Origin of the sequence: Microcoleus sp. MON2_D5 (genome assembly GCF_036701905.1) — a bacterium.
Lineage (GTDB): Bacteria > Cyanobacteriota > Cyanobacteriia > Cyanobacteriales > Microcoleaceae > Microcoleus.
Window position 1 is genome coordinate 16,905 of sequence record NZ_JAUBRM010000068.1, and the last position, 22,059, is coordinate 38,963.

Sequence of the window (22,059 nt, forward strand, 5' to 3'; positions counted from 1 at the left end):
TGAAGCTTGAGAGAGTGGGTTTTGCCAAAACTCAGACTTCGGAGTTCCAAGTTCCCAAACAGACTTGAGAATTCTTCAACCGCAGACTTCAGCGAGTTGCATCTTTTAGATAAAATTGCTGAGCGAGTACCAAAACCCCGATTCCTGACACTGAATCAATCACAGCGAATGATGTCGTCATTAGAACAAAAAATCACAATGTAAAAACTGGTTGGCACAAAAGAGGGCAGAGTGGATGAACAACGGCAAAGTAAGAATTTACGAATTATCACGGGAACTAAATTTGGATAATAAAGACATCTTGGCAGTATGCGAGCGGCTCAATATTTCAGTCAAGAGCCACAGCAGCACAATTACAGAATCAGAAGCAGAGCGCATTCGCAAAACGGCGGAAAAATACGTAGCCAGTAGCCACTCTTCCCCCGGCAAGCCAGCTCCACCCGAAAGAGCAGCAGCGCCATCTAGAGAATCTGGCCCTCACCCTAACGACCAACAAAAAAAGCAGCAAATTTTAGAAATACGCAGTCCAAAAGTACGCCCGGCTGGTGCAAACTCCCAGCCTGCAGGCAACGAGGAGAACAAAGACCAGCCCGCGGCAACCGTGGCAACTCCTCCCAAGTCGCCTGCAGCTCAACAACTCCAGCCTCCAGCTAAACCGAATATCAATAGACCTGTACTGTCGAAGCCAAATGTCGCTGTCCCGGCGGCTCCGTCAGAAACAGTGTCAGAAACAGTGTCAGAAACAGTTTCGGAAACTGTAGGTGCGATCGCCCCGGAAACAACCGCCCAGGCTCAGGCACCTACAGCACCTCAACCGCCGTCGGAAAAGGCTCCCGAACGCACCAAGCAACCGCCGATCGCCCCTCCCGCGCCGTCGGCCAAACTCACGTCGCCGCCAGTCAGAGGGGCATCAGAGTCGGCTAGCCGTACCCCACAAAATCTGGGGAACAAGCCGGTACTCAAACTTGCAAGAACCGAGCAAGAGCAATCAGAACAGTCAGAAACTCTGGAAGCGCCGGCTAAACCGAGCCGCCCCAGCAGACCTACACCGGGAGGTACCGAATCCCGCGACGCGCAAAGACCGCGCCGGGAAGGGGCTGGTGGCCCAGTCAAAACTCCACTTGCCGATCGACCCCAGCCCGGTGGCCCGCGCCGGAGCCTGGCCCCCGCAACGTCAGCTACCGGGCTGCGTAGCCGCGGCGGTGACACCGGAGCCATAGGGGATGACACTGATGACAATGAAGAAGATAATACGCCGTTGCTGGAGATTCCTCTCCTCGAAAGGCCCTCCCTCCCTCGTCCTGCCAAAAAGACATCGGTCATTTGGGAAGAAGATGATGACGAAAACTCAGATGCTGCCAAAGCTGCCAAGGCAGTTAAGGCAAAACGTTCTCGCCTCAAACCCATAGACGAGGATGACGAGGACTTAGAAAACGGCTTGGATCTGCCAGCACCAGTCACGGTCAGCCTGTCCCTAGCCCGCCCAGCTAAAGCGAAGGGACAAGCAGCACCCAAGTCAACACCAACTCCGGGCGCACCTGGAAGCAGCGGAAAAAATAAGAGACCAGGCCCTTCTCACGATAAAAGTTCTTCTTCAGGTTCCAGCGGGGGACGCGGCAACCGGGGCAAAACAGCCGAAGCTAAGGTAGAACGTCCAGAAAAGCTCCTGCTGAGCAGGCCGATGACCGTTCAAGAACTAGCAATTACTCTGGCTGTTCCCGAAACCGAAATTATTAAGCGGCTGTTCTCTAAAGGAATTGCGGTCAATATTACCGAAACCTTGGACATTCCAGCGGTGAGGATGGTAGCCGAAGAAATGGGCGTAGAGGTGGAAACCCCAGAAAAAGTAGCCCCAGCTATCAAAGTGATCGAGATGCTGGACGCAGCGGATTTGGAATACCTCGAACGCCGTCCGCCAGTAGTAACGATTATGGGTCACGTGGATCACGGCAAAACTACCTTGCTCGACTCGATCCGCAAAACCAAGGTGGCTCAGGGAGAAGCTGGGGGCATTACCCAGCACATCGGTGCTTACCACGTGGATGTGGTACACGAAGGCAAGAGCCAGCAGGTGGTATTTTTGGATACGCCCGGTCACGAAGCCTTTACAGCGATGCGGGCTCGGGGAACACGGGTTACGGACATCGCCATCTTGGTGGTGGCGGCGGACGACGGCGTGCGACCCCAGACAATTGAAGCGATCAGCCACGCGAAAGCGGCGAAAGTGCCAATTGTCGTGGCTATCAATAAAGTTGACAAGGAGGGTGCTCAGCCGGAACGGGTGAAGCAAGAGCTTACTGAGTACGGCTTGGTCGCAGATGACTGGGGCGGCGATATCACGATGGTTCCAGTCAGCGCGATCCGCGGCGAAAACCTAGATACGCTGTTGGAAATGATTCTGACAGTGGCGGAAATGGAAGACCTCAACGCCAACCCACACCGACCGGCTAAGGGTACTGTGATTGAAGCTCACCTCGACAAGGCAAGGGGGCCTGTGGCAACTCTGCTGGTGCAGAACGGCACTCTGCGAGTGGGCGATATTGTGGTCGCAGGCTCGGCTCTGGGCAAGGTGCGCGCAATGATCGATGACCGGGGCGAGCGCGTAGACCAAGCAACTCCATCCTTCGCGGTGGAAGTCCTGGGGCTGCGGGAAGTTCCTCGCGCCGGAGACGAGTTTGATGTCTTCGCAAACGAAAAAGAAGCTGCGGCGATCGCCACTGGAAGAGCTACCTCCCAACGAGATTCCCGCCTGCTGCAAGGCGGCCGGATCAGCCTCAGCGGCTTCTCTCAACAAGCTAAGGAAGGCGTTCTCAAGGAACTCAACTTGATCTTGAAGGCAGATGTCCAAGGCTCCCTCGAAGCAATTGTCGGCGCTCTGACTCAACTTCCTCAAAAAGAAGTTCAACTCCGACTGCTGCTATCTGCTCCTGGGGAAATTACAGAAACGGATATTGACCTCGCTGCAGCAAGTAATGCTGTAATTATCGGGTTCAATACTACTCTCGCCACCGACGCTCGCCTCGCCGCTGACCAAGCAGGCGTAGACGTGCGGGAATACAGCATCATCTACAACCTCTTGGATGATATTCAAGGGGCGATGGAAGGCCTGCTGGAACCCGAACTGGTGGAAGAACCTTTGGGTCAAGTCGAAGTGCGCGCTGTCTTCGCGATCGGTCGCGGGGCTGTGGCTGGATGTATGGTACTCTCTGGCAAAGTCATCCGTAACTGTAAGGTGCGGGTGCGCCGGGGCAACAATGTCGTTTACGAAGGTGTCCTCGACTCCCTCAAACGGATGAAGGAAGATGCCAAGGAAGTCAATGCTGGCTTTGAATGCGGCATTTCCTTGAGCGGCTTTAGCGACTGGGCGGATGGCGATATGATTGAAGCCTACCGGATGGTTACTAAGCGCCGGACTCTCTCTCAATAGTTTTGAGTTGTGAGTGTTGAGTTGGAAGAGAAGTATTGAGTGAAGGCAACCAAATTGCCGCTCGCTCGCAACTCTTCTCTTCACTCAATACTCCGAAACTCATCACTCGCAACTTTGGTTTTTAACTTATAGCAGAAGGAAGAAGGTTTTAGTTATCTAGGAGAGAAGGAAGAAGCAATAAAAGCAAAGATGTTAGCAATTAACAACGTCCTAATCGTCTTGGCTGTTGCTGAAAATTCAAAACTTAAAACTAAAATAAGACTTACGCCAATCAACAGAGTTTCCTCCCAAAATGCTCGGTTTGACCGCTAGAAATGTACTCTTCGCACCGGGTTTCTGGGTCAAAAGTGCGTCCCCGACTCTCCAAATTCAAAACTCATAACTCATAACTCATAATTATTTAAAGTGCGTTCTTTTTGGTCAGATCCTTTTTTGTGGATTCACCTTTCTGGGGCGGCTACACTGCCGATATTCCTGGGGCTGTGCTTGCTGGGACTCGCAGTGGGTTCTCCCCAGCTCCCTGTCTGGTTAGAAATATTTTTAGTAGCTGTAGCAGGTATTGTTCCTGTACTGTGGATGCAGTGGTTCCGCCCTTTTTACATTTTTAGTATTTTAGTTGTGGCGGTAAAACCGCAGAATTTAACTTCTGTGCAGCACCGACTTCTGACTCGGTTTAAAACAAAGTTAAATCAAGGAATCGCTCTTTTTGTCGCTGTTTTGCTGGCAGTAATTTTGTGGCAACTCTACCGATTGGCTCCTATAGCCGCTTCGGTGGCTCCCTTTCCTCCTTCCTGGCGGTGGGCTGGATTGTTGTTGGCAGCTTCTGCTTTTTTAGCTAGCAATTTGTTTTTGCAGGTGTCTGCTAGTGTCATGGCGGTTTTGCTCACGCCGGAATCAGAATTTGCAGCGACAAAGCCTCATGTTTTAGAAAAAATTCGGCAGGATTTTACGATCGCGCCTTGGCAAGTCGATCGACTTTTGCCGGCTTTTGCAGCCGAGACAACTGCCGCTGTGGCTGCACCCGTAGAGTCAATTGGGCCAGCATCCGGCATAGGGAATTCGTCAGTCGGCAGTCTTGTCAACCCAAAACCTGCTGACACCAACGGCGTTCTATCTCTACCCGAAGAGTCGAGCGAAAAAAAGTGAAATAAAAAATTAAGAGGGGGAGAATTGTAGTTTAAGCTACTTTAATTTGTACAGAGGTATGCTTTGAAAAAAATAGGTAAGGCCCCTCTTTGGATAGAGATTATTAATAGTCTTAATATTTAATTTTTAATCCCAGATTGTGGATATTTTATATTGGCTATCTGGAGAGAAGAATCTATAATAGAGAGTGTCAAAGTCAGCTTTCAATCCTTACAAGGGATTAAAACAGAGGTATAACAATATGGCGAATTATCTACCGCTCGCAGAAGAACCTCAAGCCACAGAGCCGATCGAGCTGTGCGAAGATTCTGAAATCTGGGGCAGTCTCAAATCCGCGATCGGCGCAAGTTCAGGATTTCAACGCTGGCAGCTAGAACTCAATTTTGAGCGTCAGCAGCAAAATGCCACCATCGATCAGCAGGTTCGTTCCTATCTGCGGGAAACTTTAGAAACTTTGGCTTATTGAGTACCCTAAAACCAAATATTGTCACGGTTTGTGAATTTTACAGGCAAATTCTGCTGGCATCCCCTCCAATATGCTATGTGAGTGCCGACAGTGAGTGTCGAGAGTGAGTGTCGAGAGTGAGTGTCGATCGGAACTTCGGGCATCAAATTGCAGGGGGCAGTATTTCTGCTTACGGAGTGTGGATTAATTTCGGCAGCCTACTGGCCACACACTCTCAGACAATTCAAGAGAAAATTAGCCTGAAACCCCCCATACAAAGCGGCTGCCGCCGCTATCTATTGACGTGACTGTTGCCGAAACTCTTTATAATAAGGCTAAAGCAAAGTAAAATTAATAGTGGGGTCGTGGCGGTACATCAAATCGTCCCAATCAACCTGCTTACACATCTTTTGCACCGTAAGTCCTATTAAATACTGTACAACCACAGTTGAGGAAAATGCGCTTAGTCATAGTTCAGTATGCCGGCGATTACGCAGAAGCTTTTGAACGCCTAGCCACAGGAGGAAGCGAAACATATTACGCTCAAAAATATTGTGTTGATGCCGTTACCGAGATGGCAAAACGAGCTGAGTCAGTAACGGTTATTTGCTGCATGACACCAAAATTTGACGATCGAGTTCTAGAGAACGGCGTGCGGGCGATCGGTTGCGGATTTAATTACAAAATTGATCCCCAAAAATTGATCGAGTTAATTGCCCAGCAAAATCCCACTCATTTAATCATGCGGACGACTATTCCCCCCGTTTTTAATTGGGCAATTAAAAACACAATTAGAACCATCGCTGTATTTGCCGAATCTATTGCAACAAACAGTTGGCGCGATAAATACCGCAACTATTTCCTATCCCAATTGTTGAATAACAAGCAAATAGAGTGGGTGGGAACTTACGGCATTACTTCATCTTTATTGTTCAAACAAATAGGAGTAAAAGCTGATAAAATAATTCCATGGGACTTCCTCTTAGAGACCAATCCCGGCTCTTTGTCGCCGAAAACACTCCCTGCGGAAATCAAAAAAATCCAACTTTTTTACGCTGGTTCGTTAGTACAGAGTAAGGGAGTGGGCGATATATTGAGAGCCGTAGCAAAGTTAAGAGAACGGAATAATATATCAGTTCACTTAAAAATGGCAGGTAAAGGTGAAGATGAGTTTTTTGCCCAGCGAGTCGAAGAGTTGCAAATTAAAGATTGTGTAGATTTTATGGGACTCGTGCCAACTCAGACTTTAGAACCTTTAATGAGAGAATCCGATCTCGTGTTAGTTACTAGCAGGCACGAATATCCCGAAGGTTTTCCCCTGACAATTCAGCACGCCTTACGCACTAGAACACCGATAGTAGCTTCGGATCACCCGATGTTTAAAACCCACTTAAAGCACGGTATTAATTCGATGATTTTTGAGGCGGGGAACTCTCTGGCTTTAGCAGAATGTATCGAAAAAGTTATTTCGGATTCAGCGCTTTACCACAATATTTCTGTCGCTTCTCACTCAACCTGGGATGAGTTGCGTTTGCCGGTCAAATGGGCGGAATTGATCGATCGCTGGCTGGAGGATTCTCCTGAAAGCAAGCAGTGGTTATTGGAAAAACGACTAGCTTCAGGAGCCTACAACTCAAGACAAAGTTAATAATTAGGTCGCTCTAATTAAACTTGAGTTGGACTTATAGCGTTTCTCGCTGTTATGAGGTACCTTGAATGAGTGAATAGTCAAAGCCTATGAAATCATATTCCCTGGATCGAGCGAAAAAAAATAGTGACAGCACACTTGGCAGAAAAGATCTCAATCAGAAAAGTGGCTGCCAGGTTTGGTGGAGCGTAAAAGCCTAGTACAAAAACTGGTTAAACAGCAACAAGCTGAGGGTAACTTACAACCGAAACAGAGGGGGAAACCACAATTGAGTCATCTGACCAATGCAGAGGCTGAAGTTAAAGCATTGGTGGCGGCTCATCACTGATGCAACTTTGGTTGAGTTGTGTGAATTATTTGCACAGCAAACTGGAAATTGGGTGAGTCGGAGTGCCCTAAGCCGCTACCTACAAAAATTAGGACTCAATCGTAAAAAAAAAACCTGGTACAGTAGCCAAGCAGGGACAGAAAGAGTCCTAAAATTAAGAGAGGAATATTGGGTAAAAATCAAAGATGTCCCACATGAAAACAAGCGTATTTCTGGACGAAACCGGAATTATGCGCTCGTTTGAATAGAACTCATGCCCGCTCACGGGTGGGAACAAGAGCCTGTGATTTCAAGCCATTTTATCGAGCAGCTAAAGTGAGAGTTATTGGTGCAATTAGCTTAAGCAAAGTGCTAGCAGTAATGACCTTGAATGATTCAATGGACCCAGCAGCATTTTCTGTATTTATCGAGCGTTGTTTATGCCCTCAATTATGGAAAGGATCGGTAGTCGTGATGGATAATTTACCAGCTCATCAAGTTGCGCCGATTGTACCAATGATTGAAGCTGTGGGTGCGCGTGTTATTTATTTATCCCCCTACTCTCGTGATTTTAATCCCATTGAACTTTGGTGGTCACAACTTAAATCTTTTTTGCGAACCTTTTGCTCCTACGACCCCAGAAAAGATTGATAGAATCATCGCGGTGGCCCTCCACTTAATCAATCCTGTACATTTAAAAAATTGGTTTACTAAGTGTTGCTACTGTACCTCTTAACATCGGGAACCGCTGTATATGTAGTCCTGTTATATAACCACCATCAGGCAAGTAGTCAGGACGAAGAGTCGTTTCTTAAGTATTTTAGTAAATCACGACTCTTCGTCAGCCCTGTCCTATTTAGTTGTCATTTTGCGTTCATTTTTTGCAGAATCTGCTCTCCGCGCCTAGCAGCAACTTGTGGCCAAGTGAATTCCAAAGCTCGCTGGCGGGCGGCGGCTCCCATCTTCGCACGCAACTCAGGAGAATGAGATAGTTTTCGCAGTCCCTCCACCCAGGCGTCTGTATCGTAAGGATCGAGAATTATGCCGTCAATACCATCACGCACAACACCGCCTCCTCCCATCGGCGAAGCGAGAATCGGCAAACCGTGACCCATTGCTTCATAGATAACGAGTGCGCTACCTTCCTCCAGACTGGGAAAGGCAAAAAAGTCAGCTTGGCGATAGGCAGAACTGTAGTCCAAAGCATAATCAAAGTGAACTACATCAGAACGTTTCAGCAAATGGCTGCAAGTTTGAACGATCGCCGGTTCGAGCGAGCCAAAAATTGTCAGCTTTCCCTTAATGCCAGCTCGCTCCCAAGCCTGCAACAGCAGGTGAGCCCCTTTGCGGACACAGGCAAAGCCTAGGAAAAGGACGTTAACTTCCTCTGAGGGGGGTTTTTGGGATTGATAATTGGGGAAACGCTCTGGCGACCAACCTTCAGTCGTTAAAAGCAGTTTCTCTTCAGGAACTCCGGCTTCTTGGAACGATTTTACTACTATCGGACTAGGACAAAACAGAAAGTCAACTACCTTGAGTTTTTGGTCTTCCTTCTGGATTTTTTCTGGGGTAATTGCGTGTTGAGGTTGCAATCCCAAGCGAGAGTAAGCATCGTCAAGGATACTCTTAGCTTGCCTTTGGCAACTATTAACTCGCTCCCAAAAAATTGGCTTACTTTGCTGGTTAACACTCCGTACAGTATCTAATGAGATACCGGGCCACAAGTAGGCAGCATCAAAATTTTTGATATCTTTGAGAAAACGCTTCTCTGTCTTGATTTTGGGAGCACTAGGGCTGCGGTAATACAGTTTTTTCAGAAAGGACGGAATTGCTTCAACTATATTTGAGTCGCGACAGGAGGGCTCGCAAGTCGGGACAACCATGCGAGCCTTCAGATCCGGCTTTTGCCATTCTTTGCATACTGAAAAAAATACGTGACTGATGGCTCTGTCATTGCAATGAATTGGGAATAAAGCACTCACTTTTAACATAGCGTTAATCTTCCGTTAACTAAGGTTTTTCAGATTTTTTCTAAACATTGACATTGAACAGCCATCCTCTGTTTGCAGAGCAGTCTCATTTTAAATAAAAGGAGATTCCGTAACGGGGCTGTGATTCTACCGTGCCAGGATAACATTTAAGTGAAATCACTGACAAGGCCCTGAGAAAAAAACTATGTCTTTTCGCTATATAAGATTTTTTTTTAAATTAAATAGTAGCATCCAAAAGGCAGGGAAAAATTTTTAACTATGTTTAGCATCATACTAAATAAGGGTTTTTAACCATTGTATATAACTAGATAATTTAAATGGCTGCTACACATACTTTCGTCCTGAATCTTACGGGCTAAGATAAGCGACCGGGTATTAAGGCCGGATTTGTTAAGTAATACCACTTAAAAAGACAGAATACCGAGAACTCCAACTTCGCGCCTAGTTGTCGGGACTCTAAAAGGGATCGGATTTTACGTTTAATTAAAGCGAGCTGCCGCTCATTAGCTTGTAAAGGGCGTTGTGGAGAAAAAAACATCCGAGCTGCTTTTCTGAAAAAACAGCTCGGATGTTTTAAGGACAACCTATTTCAGGACTTTAGCCTGCTGTTGCTAAAGCTGGATTCTTAGTTTTGCCGATCGCCAAACACTTTTTAACAGCCGCAATTACATCTTCCACATCTGCATCTGTTAATTTGGCCGAAATGGGCAAGCTAACTGTATGCAGTCCGATGTAGCTAGCATTCGGATAGTCTTCCGGCTGCCATCCAAACATTTGTTGATAGATAGGATGTTCCGGCATACTCATGTAATGTACGCCGACACCGATATTTTCAGCATTGATAGCGTTGAGAAACTCGTCGCGGCTGATTCCTGCTTTGGCTTCATCTACCAGAATGGTGTACAGGTGATAAGCATGAATGGTATCCGGTTCGGGGTTTGCGGGCAAAGTAATCGGCAGATCCGCAAATGCTTCGTTGTAGCGCTGCCAAATCTGCTCCCGCCGCTGCCAATAAGGGGTGACTCGTTTCATTTGATGAATGCCGATCGCAGCTTGCAGATCCATCATATTGTATTTAAAACCGACTTCCACCACTTGGTAGTGCTTGTAACCCGAGTCTCCGAAGCGCTTCCAAGCATCTTTGCTCATACCGTGCAGCGCTAAAATTTTGAGCCTGTCGGCGTCTTCTTGACGGCCGGCCACAATCATTCCTCCTTCGCCCGTCGTGATGTTTTTGGTGACATAAAAGCTGAAGCATCCGAAGTCGCCAAAGGTGCCTGCTTTCCGTCCCTTGTACTCCGTTTCGATCGCGTGAGCACAGTCTTCGATTAACTTCAAGTTGTGACGGCTAGCAATCTCGCAAAGCGCATCCATATCGCAGGGACGACCTGCGAAGTGAACCGGCAAAATTGCTTTAGTTTTTGAAGTTATTTTAGCTTCGACTTGAGCCGGGTCAATATTCATTGTCACCGGATCTACATCCGCCAGTACCGGTGTTGCCCCCGCGTGGATGATGGCATTAACTGTAGCGCAAAAAGTCATTGGAGTAGTAATGACTTCATCCCCCGGTTGTAACGAAGCAGCGAGGATGCTCAAGTGCAGTGCCGCCGTACAGGAATTGACAGCTATGGCGTACTGGGAACCCTTGTAAGCTTTGAAGTCATTTTCAAAACTCATGACTTTCGGGCCTGTACCCAACCAACCTGTTTTCATGGTTGACACCACTTCTTGAATTTCAGCATCTTCGATCGCCGGAGCACCGAAAACCAAGAAACGGTCTTTTGAACGAATAGGATTGTTGTTCATGTTGCTAATGTTACCCAGTAAATACGGTCGATAGAGTGAAAGTGGACTATTCTAGCAAGTACGGTTTTATTGGAAATTGAGGTGCTGTTAATTAATACAGTATCTCACCTTTTTTTTTCAACTTTTTTTAGTCAAGAGTTTTGGCGTATAGGTTGCGTAATAGTGTCTGTTATAGTACGAGCTTACTAATTACCCGTGGTTTTTCCCCAAGCGCCTGACTCTGACAGCGTTGATCTATCTTAAGATAGATAATCTGCAATGTCCACCCGATCGTATTTCAGTTTATGGGGGATACACAAGGTCTTTCCCTATTTTTTACTTACAGAGTTTTCTTAATCAAAATATATATATTTTATTTTAAATTTGTGTCAAGCATCGAACGTTTATCCCGACACTTCTTTTACAGCCAACTTATACGATTTGAGATTGGAGATTTGAGAATGCCTGATTCCCGTTAGGTTTGAAGCTTGTCTACCGTTGCATTCCTTTTTAAAGTCGTGTTAAATTTAGGCAAATTTTGCCCAAATTAAATGTGACTCCGCTTTAATTTATGCAGGTTCAGAAAAATTGTGCGATCGCTCGCACGCATCCACCCTCCTTGACACCATCTGCTACAGTCTAGGCAGGCGAATCTTGTTCAAAATGTCTTGCAGCCGTTCTGAAACGCCGCCCAATTGTTCTGACAAAGCTACCAGTTGACCGTAAGCTTCAACTAAGCGATCGCCCTCAACATAAACTTCTGGAGTAGGATAATTCTTCATCGCTTCCAGCAGTGTAATCTCGTTATCATTAGTTGCAGACAGCACCAAGGCCTCGCGCAAAGCTTCTCGATTTGCATTCCCAGAAGGAGTGCGAATTACCTGACCGACTTCATCGAGAATTATTTCCCCAACCTTGCTGTTAAGGGTCCGATCCAAAAAGCTTTGACTGACTTTTACTGGTCTCGTCAGACTGTTGCGAACCGCTTCCGGGTCTTTTTTTGCCTTTCCCAGCAGCATTTCTAACGCGGGCGACATTTGCCCAGTTTCTGCAAAAATTTCTAATTCGCTGACGGGTAAAGTCATTCGGATCGCACTGTATTTGAGCACTACCTTTTCGGCAGCCGCCCCAGCATTGCTGTAAAATACAATTCCCGCGCCTGCTGCCAAAAATAATGCCCACCGCCCTTTGAAAAATGATCGGCCCATAGTAAAATCTCCCAACATCTTTTTCTACTTCGACTTTGACACATCTCATTAATTACTGCACAGGCTAAGGTCTTTGGGAAATACCAAATTATTTGAGCGCCCAAGCAGTTATACCATTTGACATTTTAGAGAGATTTTAGATTTTAGATTTGCACATGACTGATGATTCTCCGCGTTTGGAGCACGAGCCTACAGTTGCATGATTTTTGGGAACTGGTATTACCTATATCGGATGATAGGCACAAAACTCGGTTCAGGGCGCTTGTACGGGCCTCTCTGTGCGGAGTGTGCACCCTACTGATTCTCTCTCCCAATCTCCCGAGCCTAGCAAAATGCCGAACGCCAGCTCTTCTATCAGTGAAGGCTGGCGCTGGGCTTAAATTTATTTTATATATTTAGGGTCTTTATGAAAGCTGACCCCAATTGAACGAATTACAAGCGGTTTATGATTAGGGCCTTTAAATTTGCTGACCCCAATTGAACCCACATTATTATAATTACAGGGATCGCTGGCAAACCAGGATTTTATAATAATTTCTTTATATTTCTAACTTTTCCTTGCCTCAGATAGATTTTTGTCTCGATTTGTAAATTTTTGTTACTTCGACTTCGGGGATCGACCCTCGGCGCGCTGCTCCCAGCGAAACAGGAACACCATCAGGGCCACAACTCCGACTTGGAGGGCAAAATTAGGCAAAGCAGAACTAATTTCCCGGCCAGAGGCAATTTTAGCGAGGAAAACCAAGCCGCCGATAAAGCCGGAAGCGCCACAAGCTATGTAAACAAACTGTCGCAGAGGCCGGTAGGGAGTGGCCATTTCTGCGGTCAAACGCTCGTATTGTTGGCGGCTGAGGTTGCGCGGGTTTTTTGGGATGTTTGTACGATCGTCCGAATTTGGGGCTGGCATAGATTTAGGAAATAAGTAAATTAAGATTGGGCCACAAAAACCCGGTTTCTACCAAACACCCTCTGGCTGAGGTGGCAACTACTGCCGAAAAACCGCGTTTTTGGTAGTGGGTGCGCCAGAGAGAGTGAATATTAGACTACAACAAATATCTCACAACTGCCGAAATAAATCATCGCTGAATCCAAACCACAACTGTCTGCAAACAGCCGACAAAAACACCCAAAATCCCTCCTAAACTTACAATTCCCTGCAACTCGCTTTGAACAATTCCCTGAATTGCTAACTCCAACTCTTCAGGAGAAGTACCTTTTACTCGATCGACAATCACTTGGTCGATATTCAAAATCGGGATAGCCTGAGCTACAATATTTTCTAAATCTCTTTCTAAATAGCGCTCTAAAACCAAAGCCAGTTCTTGGCTGACAATTCCGAGGGAAGCACTCATCACCGCTGAAGTTTGCAATCGATTGAGAAGCAAGCGCGAAATATTTTCCCAGTCAATAGATTTGCTCAACCCCTCAAGTACGTCTGTACCCCGCTGTTGAACGTAGCTGCGAACGCTGTCGCGCATAGTTTTTCGCAACTGTCTCACAGTCGAAACCGGTAAATTTTGCATCGACAAATTTTGCAGCCATTCCTGAATTCGCCCGCGAATCCCCAAAGAAATAGTTAACTCTGCTAAGCGCTGATTTGTCGCTTCTCTGTCATCAAGACAAAAAGTCCGCAGCCGAGTTAAAGTGTTCCGCAAACCAAACAAATTTGCTACTACCCAATAAGTGCCGCTGGTTTTTTCTCGAAACCCTTCATCGATGATCGAAATATTGCGATCCGTCAAAAAGTCAATTAAAGCCTGCCGCAGCACTTCCGGTGGTATTACTACCTGCAACAACCACTCAGCAAGCTGAGCCGCCTGAGATTCGGTTAGCTGAATCTCCAGCAAAACTTGATCGAAAATTTGATTAAGCTGAACTTCTAAAAAATCTTCCCGGCGCGCCAAAACTTTTAGAATTCGCGGCATAGATTCCCCCAGCAAATCTCGCAGAATGTTTGCGAGAATTTTAGCGGTTTTTTGCTCGGCGTCGGCTTTTACCTGATCCAGCGCCAACTGCAACAGCCAGAGAATTATCGACTGCATCCGCTCAGTTTGCAGGAGGCGGCGCGCCAAGTTTTGCAGTTCCTGTGGCGTCAGCAGGGAACCCATAATTGTGTCGGAAATTCGCTTTGCTAAACGCTCTTGGTTGCGGGGGATCAAACCTGGAGTGAAAGGCAACTGCCGCCCTTTGATGTAAATAGCTCGATAGGGGCGGAACAGCATTTTGATAGCTATATCGTTAGTGAAATAGCCAATAATTCCTCCCACTACAGGTGGGGCCAACAACAGCCAAATTTCAGACGGATTCATAAATGATTAAAAATAGGGTAAGGTGCACACGGATCGGTACACCCTATAGTTAGATAGCCGATCTAGACTGCAAGCATTTTTAATTTTAAATTGCTTTGCCCAGTACCAATACTCCCATCATAGCTCCAGCAATGGGGTAGTGGGTGGCGGCGGCAAATCCGGCTTTGTTGGCGATCGCGACTTGCTCCTGACCGATCGGGAATTTTTCTAAACTAGGATTAATGTAAGCATATTCTTGAGTCATGCCAAATTGCTGAGCAATGGGCACTACGAGACTGTCTAAATAAAACTGCTGAAAGCTCCGCATTAGGGAATTGCTGGGGCGGTGGAGGTCGAGAATAGCTGCTTTGGCACCGGGTTTGAGCACGCGGTGCAATTCCTGAAGACTGCGGGGGATGTCAGTCACGTTACGCAAGCCGTAACCCATTGTGGCGCAGTCGAAGTAATTGTCAGCAAAAGGCAAGTCTAGGGCGTCAGCTTCTACCCAGGAAATGGGACTTATAGGGGTGAGAAAAGGTCGATCGCGCCTTGCAGCCACGGCCAATTGTTCGGCGGAAAAATCTACTCCAAATACGCAACCGGTCGGCCCTGCTTGTTTAGCCAGCAACAAAGCTAGATCCCCGCTACCGCAGCACAAATCTAAACAAGTATTTCCCGGGCCCGCACTGCTCCATTTCACCGCCATTTGCTTCCAAATCCGGTGTTGCCCAAAGCTCAACCAGTCGTTCAATTGGTTGTAAACTGGTGCAATTCGATTAAATATAGTTTTAATTTGTTCGGCGTTATTAGTCATCGGTCATTTGTCATTGGTGATTGATAATTTGTAATTAGTCAGCCGGAAAAAATAATTAATCCGTGCATTCATGTCATGCTGTCGCCAGTCATTAATGCTTTTTTATTTGTTAGCGAGCGCTGAGCTTTTGTCGAAACTCATTGGTTTGCTATCATTTTAAACTCAAGACTTAGAGGCAACTAAGGACTAAGGACTAATGACTGATGACTCATGACTGATGACTAATGACCCTGAAAACTCGTCAATACCAAAGCAACTTCTTGAGCGGCGAGGTGAACTGTTGTGAGTTCGTCTGGGCGCAAGGAACAAGGCTGCTTCCACTGCATGGAAATCAGGGCGATCGATCGACCTTTGTGAATCACCGGGATGGTCAGGTGAGCTTGAATGCCGGATTTCTGATAGTGCGGCAGGCTGGCTAAGGCTGTGTCGATCCCAATATTCACAGCACCCTGAATAGTTTGAGAGGTAATTGCTTCTCGAACCAGAGGGTCATCTGCCAGCCAATTTTCCACAGTTGAACCAGTGGTGTGAGTGCCTTGGACGGGTATTAAAACATTTTCTTCCACCAGTTGCAAAATGCAAGAGTCCGCCAAAAAATTATCACTTATAGCAGTAGCAATTGGATCTAAACTTGCTTCCAAACTCGGATAATCCACAGCCGTTTGCATGATTGTGGCTAACAGTTGTATTTGATTTTGGGCGCGATCCAATTCCTCAGTCCGCTGCTTGAGAATTTCATAAGTCTCGGCCGCCTTTTGCACCACCATTTTCAGTTCGTTCGGGTCCCAAGGCTTGGTGATATACTTGTAAACCTGTCCTGAGTTAATCGCATCCACCAAGTCTTCAATGTCCGTAAAACCAGTCAAGATAATTCTGACCGTATTCGGAAACTGGGGCACGGTTTTGCTCAAAAACTCCGTCCCTTTCATTTCGGGCATCCGCTGGTCGGAAATGATGACGGCGACCTCCCCTTCGATGCCGAGGACTTCCAAGGCGCGAATTCCGCTCTCAGCTTTGAGGACGTTAAAATCTCGTCGGAAAGTGCGGTAGAGTAAATCCAGATTGTCTGGTTCGTCGTCTACTACCAGCATTTTGGGCTTTTTCGGTCTGTGTAGGGTCATGAGCTGGCGTTTAATTTGATCTAGCTCTGAAATGGCATTATCCATAACAATACGATAAACTCCCCTTTGTAAATTTAGGCGAGCAACTATTCTGTAACAATAGTCTCATAACTCACTTACTATTAATCTATCGCTCTGCCGCGACACGAGCCTTGCCAGTATCCAACCACACATAACTTAGCGCTAGTTTTTGATTCAATTATGACTGATACACCGCAAGATTCATCCCCTCCTGCATCTGCATCCTCCACAACTGCTGTGGATGCCGAAAAGTTAATTCGATCGCTCCGCCGAAAAGAAGGCACTTGGGTAGAGTGGGGACAGGCCTGCACTGCACTGCTAAAAGCTGGCTACAACTCTCAAAGGATTTTTGAAGAAACTGGTTTTGAGCCAATTCAGCAAAATCAAGTGAGCGTCGCAGCCCAAGTCTACACCAGCATGGTCAATGCTGGGGCTTCAGACGAAGTTCGATCGCACTTCCTGGGCAAAGGTAGTGATATCTTATACGAGTTTCGGATTCTCTCTCAAGTAGAGCGGGCCGGGGCGGCTGCTTTGATGCTAACCCACAATTTGGATGTTGACGATGCTCGCCAAGTTGCTAAAGCGATCAAGGAGTTTTCGCACTTCGGGAGTCTCCCCCAAGGGTTCACAGACACTCCCGGCGATGCTATGGCTTACCAATGCTGGCAATTGGCGAGACAGAAAAGCGATTTGCAAGAGCGATCGCGCTTAATTGCTCGGGGTTTAAAATTAGCTAGCAGCCAAACCGCTAGGGCGCAAATCGAGCAGTTGCTCGTCGATTTTACCGTAGTTTCCAGACGGGAAGCGCCCCGCCTGCCCGTCTACAGGCTCGATACCGAGGAACAATTGCCCCGGATTGTCCCGGTTGTGGGCAAATTGCCGCTTTCTACCAGAGATTTGCTGGCAGTGCCTTTGCCGGAGGAAATAGAGCCGTTCCGAATGGTAAAATTTTCCGGAGCCGGAGCTTGGGTGGCGATTCCCGGATGGCAAGTAATTTTGAACGCTGAAGATCCGGTGGCTGTTTTGGAAATGAGCGATCGATTGCCGGTACCGCTGCAAGGCAAAGTTGAAGAAGTTTTGATTATTGCCGATCGAGCCCAAAGACAGTGGGATGCTGACAGTTATTTCCTCGCCGATAACGGGGGCAATTTAGAATTGTACTGGTTTGAACAATCCCCAGATATTCCTATTTTGGGGCGAGTTGTTCTGGTGATGCGTCCCAAAAAGATTGTGGATGAAGACTATACCAAAGATGGATGGCAAATTGATGATTAGTGAGTTGTTAGTTGTTAGTTGTCAGTTGTTAGTTGTTAGTTGTTAGTTGTTGTCAGTTGTCAGTTGTTAGGTATCAGTTGTTAGTTGTTATCAGCCAACAGCCAACAGTCAACAGCCAACAGTCAACAGTCAACAGTCAACTGACTACTGACTACTGAGGCGGTTTCGGTTCTTGAATTGTCGGAACAGAATCCTGTTTCTTAAATCGATTAAAGCCGTAAACCGCAGCCGCAATTAACAGAAAATAAGGACTGTAAGCCAACAGCCAAATACCCAAAGCAAACAAACCGAGCGTCAATTCACCCACAGAATGAGTCGCTTTCCCCCAAGTTTCCTGCACCCGCAAACCTAGAGTAGGTTCGGGAGTTTGTTGAGCTGATACTGCGGCTTCTAGAGTTAAGCTAATAGTCGAATAGGCTACTTGATTTCGCAAACTTTTTAACTGAGCGTCAATGCGTTCGATCGACTCCCGAATATTGCTCAACTCTTGAGCAGCTTTGAGCACGTCGCCGACAGAGCCCGATCGCTCCATAATTTTTAACACCATTTCCTCGGATTTGCGGAGGTTCCGGAGTCTAGCCTCGTTGTCAACTAATTGATTGGTAACATCCTCAGCCGTCAGAGAACGGTTCTCTACTGTTCCGAGTTTTGCCAAAGCCTCTAAAGTCGTTTCTAAACGTTCTTGAGGCACGCGAATCTGCACAGACGCGGTTTGGCGGACACTCGAATCCGGCGGCTTTTGATTTTGGAAACCCAAGATATCGCCTTGCTGTTTTTCGACAATATTAGTAACAGATTTAGTGCTGGCGTCAATAGATTTGACAACTACACTGAGTTGGGCTTTTTTAATCAGTTGGGGACGGGTTGCTGGAGTTTCTGCTGCTTTTTTTGATGCACCAGGAGTTTTTGACCTTTGGGCTGCTGGCTCGGGTGCTGGTGCCGATTGTGGAGCCGATGCTGCAACTTGGTTTTCAGGGATGCTGGATGAAGCTGCGCCGCCTGGAGCGCTGCCGGTCAGTTGAGATCCTCCGCAGCTAGGCAAAGCAATGGCTGAAGATAAAGTTAAGAATACTGCCACAGCAAAACGAGTTGTGCTGTTGTTGGCTAGGTTTGGGTTTGGCTTGGGCGGGGGGGAATTGATTTTCAGGTGAGTTTTCATTTGGGTGACTCCTCTAAAAAAGGCTTGGGTATTGAATTTTATGCTGGTTTCAATTTAAGCTTCAATAGATAGTGTTAGTTTAGCCGATACCGAAATTGAAACGGTAGAGGTTGAATACTTTGGGATTTTTAACCGCAGATAAACGCAGATGAACGCAGATGAAAGCCAATAAATATCGGTGTGATGACCGAAAACAATTGGGTCACAAGTCCCCGGATTCATCCGTGGATCGAGAAAAAAGCTCCTCGCTCCCAATGGCCAGCCCCCGGATTGCTCAGGGGGGTCGCTTTATTCAATTCTTTAATCTAAAATCTAAAATCTAAACTCGATTGACGGTGTGGTTCTGGGCATAGGCGATGGCCACTAAAGCAACTCGGTTTCTGATACCGTTTGAAAAGGCTGAACCCCACAAATATTTTTGTAATCTAAAATCTAAAATCTAAAATCTAAAATCGCATGACAGATGAATTTGATACTGATTTTATGCGATCGACAACCCAGATCGATCGCCCGGATGTAGCCTCAGCGCTTTCAGAATCAGGGTTTGCCGCAGTTTTGCGAGAACAAGCTTGCCTTAAAATTCGGGAAAGCTTGCGTGCGGGCCAGCAGGACATGGCGGATTGGCAAGGCGGCCCCCTTGCTGTTTCGGCGGTTCCAGGGGCCGGGAAGTCTACGGGAATGGCTGCTGCGTCGGCAATTGCGATCGCCCGCAACGGGCTTCACAGCCGCCGCCAGTTAATTGTCGTGACATTTACGCGATCGGCTGCTGCTAATATTAAAGCTAAAATTCGGGAAAGATTGGCAGAATTGTCTTTATCTCAAGGCGGTTTTGCGGTGCACACTTTGCACGGTTTAGCTTTGAATATTGCGATGCGCCATCCCGATTTGTCTGGTTTAAATTTAGAAAATTCAACCTTAGTTACTCCTACTCAAAGTCACCGATTAATTCGCACCTGTGTAGAACTTTGGATTGCCGAAAATCCCCGCCGATATCAAGTTTTGCTGGAAGGACAGCAATTCGACGGAGAGGAAACGGAGAGGCTGCGGCGACAATCGGTTTTGCGGACAGAAATTTTGCCGCAGGTAGCTAAAACTGTGATTCACGAGGCGAAATCTTCTGGTTTATTTCCCGAACAGTTGTTAGAAATGAACGCTCTTGATACTGGGGACGGTTATGAGATTTTAGCAGTAGCTGGGGGTTTATATCAAAAATATCAGGCTTTGTTGAGGAGCCGGGAATACATCGATTACGACGAGATGATTTTAGCCGCTTTGCGGGTGTTGGACAATCCGAGGGCGAGGGCGATCGAGCAAAAGCAAGTATTTGCTGTTTTCGAGGACGAAGCGCAGGATTCTACACCTTTGCAGACTCGGCTTTTGGAAACATTGGCGATCGATCCCGAGCATCCTACTTTACCTCCCAATTTTATCAGAGTTGGCGACCCAAATCAAGCGATTAATTCTACTTTCACTCCCGCAGATCCGATTTATTTTAACCAATTTTGCGATCGGTGCGAAGTAGAGAATAAGTTAGCGACAATGGACGGCGCAGGCCGTAGCACCCAGGTGATTATCGATGCAGCTAACTTTATGTTGCAATGGGTAAATAGCTCAAAATTAGCGGGAACCGAACAGCCTTTTCGCGACCAAACTATTAAGCCAGTACCCAGCGATGATCCGCAGCAAAATGCAAATCCTGCCCCCATTGGTCGAGGCTTAGAATTGCATACTCCCCGCGATATTTACCATACAATTGAGTTAATTGGAAAGCGGGTAATTGAGTTAGTCGAGGAATTTTTACCGACCGATTTTGAATTTGGCAGGGATGGCAAAGATATCGATTCAGGCGCGGAAGCTAGCGAGGGGGAAAATAGCGCCAAATTGCCGTTAGAAAATCTGAAATCGATGGCTATTTTGGTGCGGGAAAACAAACAAGGTAAGTTTATCAAAGAAGTGCTGGAAAATCCTCAAAAACACGGATTAAGCTTTGATTTGCGGAAATACGGGATTAAAATTGAGGATGTGGGAGAGCGGGACAGACATTCTCAAGTACCTTGGGAAATTTTAACACTGCTGCAATTCCTCGATCGCCCGCACTCTCCAGACTACCTGAAAGCAGCCTTAAAGATTTTGAGCGATCGGCAACTGATCCCCAAACAAGACTACAATGCTTTTGCCACTAGCCCCGAGCAATTTCTTTACCCAGGCCCGCTAGACCCGCAGCAGTCAGACCCCGTTCGCAAATGTCGCTATTTTTGCTGCGGTTTGCTGCAAGCTAGCTTAGAATTGCCACCATACCAAATCATTTCATTCTTAGCCTTAGCGCTGCAATACGACCAAACAGAATTAGCCACCGCCGACAAATTAGCAGAACGAGTAGCAATCCAAACAGCCGGCAACAATTCAATGCGTAATATTTTGGATGTACTGAGCGAAATTGTCAGTTCCGAAAGATTTGAACCTGTGGATGCAGACGACAAAATAGAAGAACGCTATACCAGCAAAGGTCAACTAACAATTATTACCATGCACAAAGCTAAAGGATTGGATTGGGATTGCGTATTTTTGCCGTTTCTGCACGAACAAACCATCCCCGGAAATTTGCGAGTTTTGCCGCAAGCGAGATTTTTAGGAGATTTCACTTTAGCAGAGGTAGCGAGAGCACAAATTCGAGCAAGTTTGCACGAAAAATATCCTTTACCAAATCTAGGCGAAGCCTGGGAACAAGCAGGTTATTTGAAAACAGCAGAAGAGTTTCGACTGCTATATGTGGCGATGACCAGAGCAAAAAGCTTGCTGTGGATGGCGGCGGAGAAAAAAGGGCCTTTTACTTGGAACAAACCGGAGAATTTGCAGGAGCAAAAACCTTGTCCGGTAATGCCTGTTTTGAAACAGAGATTTCCGAGTAATGCGATATAAAAGAAGTAAGAAGTAATCAGTAATAAGTAGCTCGTTCCAGGCTCAACTCATGGATGACAACTTAAGCTGAAGTTCCCCCATTTTGGGAAGTTCTAGCTTCTCTCCAAGCCTCGGTATATAATGCTTTGAGTAACCTGCGACTCGTTTAACCTAAATTACTAGAAATATCCAGGGACGCTTAGCATAACCCTCTGGTTAGTACAACTAAATACACATCCTTGTGCAGGCTCGACAAGGGGATTATCTCACTTTTTATGCGCGATATTGACGGTAATAGGAATTTCATATATTTCCCGAAACTGTTTCTTCATCTAATACGCAATTCTCCAGCATTCTGATTGTTTCAAGGTGGCTGCTAACCTGTAAATTTGCTCCAAATTCAGGTGGCTTTGATTACTCAACAATAAATATTTGCTGTCTCTATAAGTCAATACGGTTCAGTTAAGGCTCAAATAGTGGTAAATTAGGTATGGTGTCCAAAAATGGAGAGCAAGTAAGGTGCATC

15 protein-coding genes are annotated in these 22,059 nt (G+C 46.6%); 7 read left to right on the forward strand and 8 right to left on the reverse strand.

All coding sequences use genetic code 11. The features are described from left to right. Window positions 1–235: 235 nt before the first annotated feature. The 5 genes from infB to QUA47_RS22465 all read left to right on the forward strand — a co-directional run bounded on the left by infB (window position 236) and on the right by QUA47_RS22465 (window position 7,624). Window positions 236–3,427 (forward strand): translation initiation factor IF-2, encoded by a 3,192-nt coding sequence (gene infB / locus QUA47_RS22445; RefSeq protein ID WP_333281467.1) that lies wholly within the window; start codon window positions 236–238, stop codon window positions 3,425–3,427. 432 nt (window positions 3,428–3,859) lie between these two features. Then, on the forward strand, window positions 3,860–4,573 hold the full coding sequence (locus tag QUA47_RS22450; protein WP_333402341.1) for a low-complexity tail membrane protein: 714 nt from the start codon (window positions 3,860–3,862) through the stop codon (window positions 4,571–4,573). A gap of 241 nt (window positions 4,574–4,814) precedes the next feature. Further along, window positions 4,815–5,039, forward strand: a complete 225-nt coding sequence (locus QUA47_RS22455; RefSeq protein ID WP_333402342.1) for a hypothetical protein — start codon at window positions 4,815–4,817, stop codon at window positions 5,037–5,039. Window positions 5,040–5,475: 436 nt separating this feature from the next. Then, window positions 5,476–6,666, forward strand: coding sequence for a glycosyltransferase family 4 protein (locus QUA47_RS22460; protein ID WP_333432376.1), 1,191 nt, complete (start codon window positions 5,476–5,478; stop codon window positions 6,664–6,666). Between the two features lie 568 nt (window positions 6,667–7,234). Further along, the gene (locus tag QUA47_RS22465; RefSeq protein ID WP_333432377.1) at window positions 7,235–7,624 is read left to right on the forward strand and encodes a transposase; all 390 of its coding nucleotides are present in this window, start codon (window positions 7,235–7,237) and stop codon (window positions 7,622–7,624) included. A gap of 212 nt (window positions 7,625–7,836) precedes the next feature. Here the strand turns inward: QUA47_RS22465 and QUA47_RS22470 are convergent, their stop codons facing one another. From QUA47_RS22470 to QUA47_RS22500, 7 genes are all read right to left on the reverse strand, one after another. Next, entirely contained in the window at window positions 7,837–8,964 is a 1,128-nt protein-coding gene (locus QUA47_RS22470; RefSeq protein WP_333432378.1) for a glycosyltransferase family 4 protein, read from the reverse strand. A gap of 597 nt (window positions 8,965–9,561) precedes the next feature. After that, on the reverse strand, window positions 9,562–10,770 hold the full coding sequence (locus QUA47_RS22475) for a DegT/DnrJ/EryC1/StrS family aminotransferase (protein WP_333432379.1): 1,209 nt from the start codon (window positions 10,768–10,770) through the stop codon (window positions 9,562–9,564). 611 nt (window positions 10,771–11,381) lie between these two features. After that, window positions 11,382–11,957: an alpha/beta hydrolase gene (locus QUA47_RS22480; protein WP_333432380.1), complete on the reverse strand. Its 576-nt coding sequence runs from the start codon at window positions 11,955–11,957 to the stop codon at window positions 11,382–11,384. A 598-nt stretch (window positions 11,958–12,555) separates the two neighbouring features. Next, window positions 12,556–12,864, reverse strand: a complete 309-nt coding sequence (locus QUA47_RS22485; protein WP_333432381.1) for a DUF3493 domain-containing protein — start codon at window positions 12,862–12,864, stop codon at window positions 12,556–12,558. 169 nt (window positions 12,865–13,033) lie between these two features. Further along, the gene (locus QUA47_RS22490; RefSeq protein WP_333432382.1) at window positions 13,034–14,266 is read right to left on the reverse strand and encodes a DUF445 family protein; all 1,233 of its coding nucleotides are present in this window, start codon (window positions 14,264–14,266) and stop codon (window positions 13,034–13,036) included. Between the two features lie 85 nt (window positions 14,267–14,351). Next, window positions 14,352–15,059 (reverse strand): bifunctional demethylmenaquinone methyltransferase/2-methoxy-6-polyprenyl-1,4-benzoquinol methylase UbiE, encoded by a 708-nt coding sequence (gene ubiE / locus QUA47_RS22495; protein ID WP_333217430.1) that lies wholly within the window; start codon window positions 15,057–15,059, stop codon window positions 14,352–14,354. Between the two features lie 221 nt (window positions 15,060–15,280). Continuing rightward, on the reverse strand, window positions 15,281–16,225 hold the full coding sequence (locus QUA47_RS22500; protein ID WP_333060945.1) for a response regulator: 945 nt from the start codon (window positions 16,223–16,225) through the stop codon (window positions 15,281–15,283). A gap of 156 nt (window positions 16,226–16,381) precedes the next feature. On the opposite strand from QUA47_RS22500, the gene QUA47_RS22505 reads away from it, so the two are divergent. Next, window positions 16,382–17,476 (forward strand): RuBisCO accumulation factor 1, encoded by a 1,095-nt coding sequence (locus QUA47_RS22505; RefSeq protein ID WP_333432383.1) that lies wholly within the window; start codon window positions 16,382–16,384, stop codon window positions 17,474–17,476. 151 nt (window positions 17,477–17,627) lie between these two features. On the opposite strand, the gene QUA47_RS22510 is transcribed toward QUA47_RS22505, so the two are convergent. Beyond that, the gene (locus QUA47_RS22510; protein ID WP_333432384.1) at window positions 17,628–18,635 is read right to left on the reverse strand and encodes a DUF4349 domain-containing protein; all 1,008 of its coding nucleotides are present in this window, start codon (window positions 18,633–18,635) and stop codon (window positions 17,628–17,630) included. A gap of 456 nt (window positions 18,636–19,091) precedes the next feature. Between QUA47_RS22510 and QUA47_RS22515 the strand changes: the two genes are divergently transcribed. Then, the gene (locus QUA47_RS22515; protein ID WP_333432385.1) at window positions 19,092–21,554 is read left to right on the forward strand and encodes an ATP-dependent helicase; all 2,463 of its coding nucleotides are present in this window, start codon (window positions 19,092–19,094) and stop codon (window positions 21,552–21,554) included. Window positions 21,555–22,059: the final 505 nt, after the last annotated feature.

Bases quoted from the DNA above. Each gene is read 5' to 3' on its own strand.
- infB (WP_333281467.1), top strand. From the start codon at position 236: ATGAACAACGGCAAAGTAAGAATTTACGAATTATCACGGGAACTAAAT.
- QUA47_RS22455 (WP_333402342.1), top strand. From the start codon at position 4,815: ATGGCGAATTATCTACCGCTCGCAGAAGAACCTCAAGCCACAGAGCCG.
- QUA47_RS22460 (WP_333432376.1), top strand. From the start codon at position 5,476: ATGCGCTTAGTCATAGTTCAGTATGCCGGCGATTACGCAGAAGCTTTT.
- QUA47_RS22470 (WP_333432378.1), bottom strand. From the start codon at position 8,964: ATGTTAAAAGTGAGTGCTTTATTCCCAATTCATTGCAATGACAGAGCC.
- QUA47_RS22475 (WP_333432379.1), bottom strand. From the start codon at position 10,770: ATGAACAACAATCCTATTCGTTCAAAAGACCGTTTCTTGGTTTTCGGT.
- QUA47_RS22480 (WP_333432380.1), bottom strand. From the start codon at position 11,957: ATGGGCCGATCATTTTTCAAAGGGCGGTGGGCATTATTTTTGGCAGCA.
- QUA47_RS22485 (WP_333432381.1), bottom strand. From the start codon at position 12,864: ATGCCAGCCCCAAATTCGGACGATCGTACAAACATCCCAAAAAACCCG.
- QUA47_RS22490 (WP_333432382.1), bottom strand. From the start codon at position 14,266: ATGAATCCGTCTGAAATTTGGCTGTTGTTGGCCCCACCTGTAGTGGGA.
- ubiE (WP_333217430.1), bottom strand. From the start codon at position 15,059: ATGACTAATAACGCCGAACAAATTAAAACTATATTTAATCGAATTGCA.
- QUA47_RS22500 (WP_333060945.1), bottom strand. From the start codon at position 16,225: ATGGATAATGCCATTTCAGAGCTAGATCAAATTAAACGCCAGCTCATG.
- QUA47_RS22505 (WP_333432383.1), top strand. From the start codon at position 16,382: ATGACTGATACACCGCAAGATTCATCCCCTCCTGCATCTGCATCCTCC.
- QUA47_RS22510 (WP_333432384.1), bottom strand. From the start codon at position 18,635: ATGAAAACTCACCTGAAAATCAATTCCCCCCCGCCCAAGCCAAACCCA.
- QUA47_RS22515 (WP_333432385.1), top strand. From the start codon at position 19,092: ATGACAGATGAATTTGATACTGATTTTATGCGATCGACAACCCAGATC.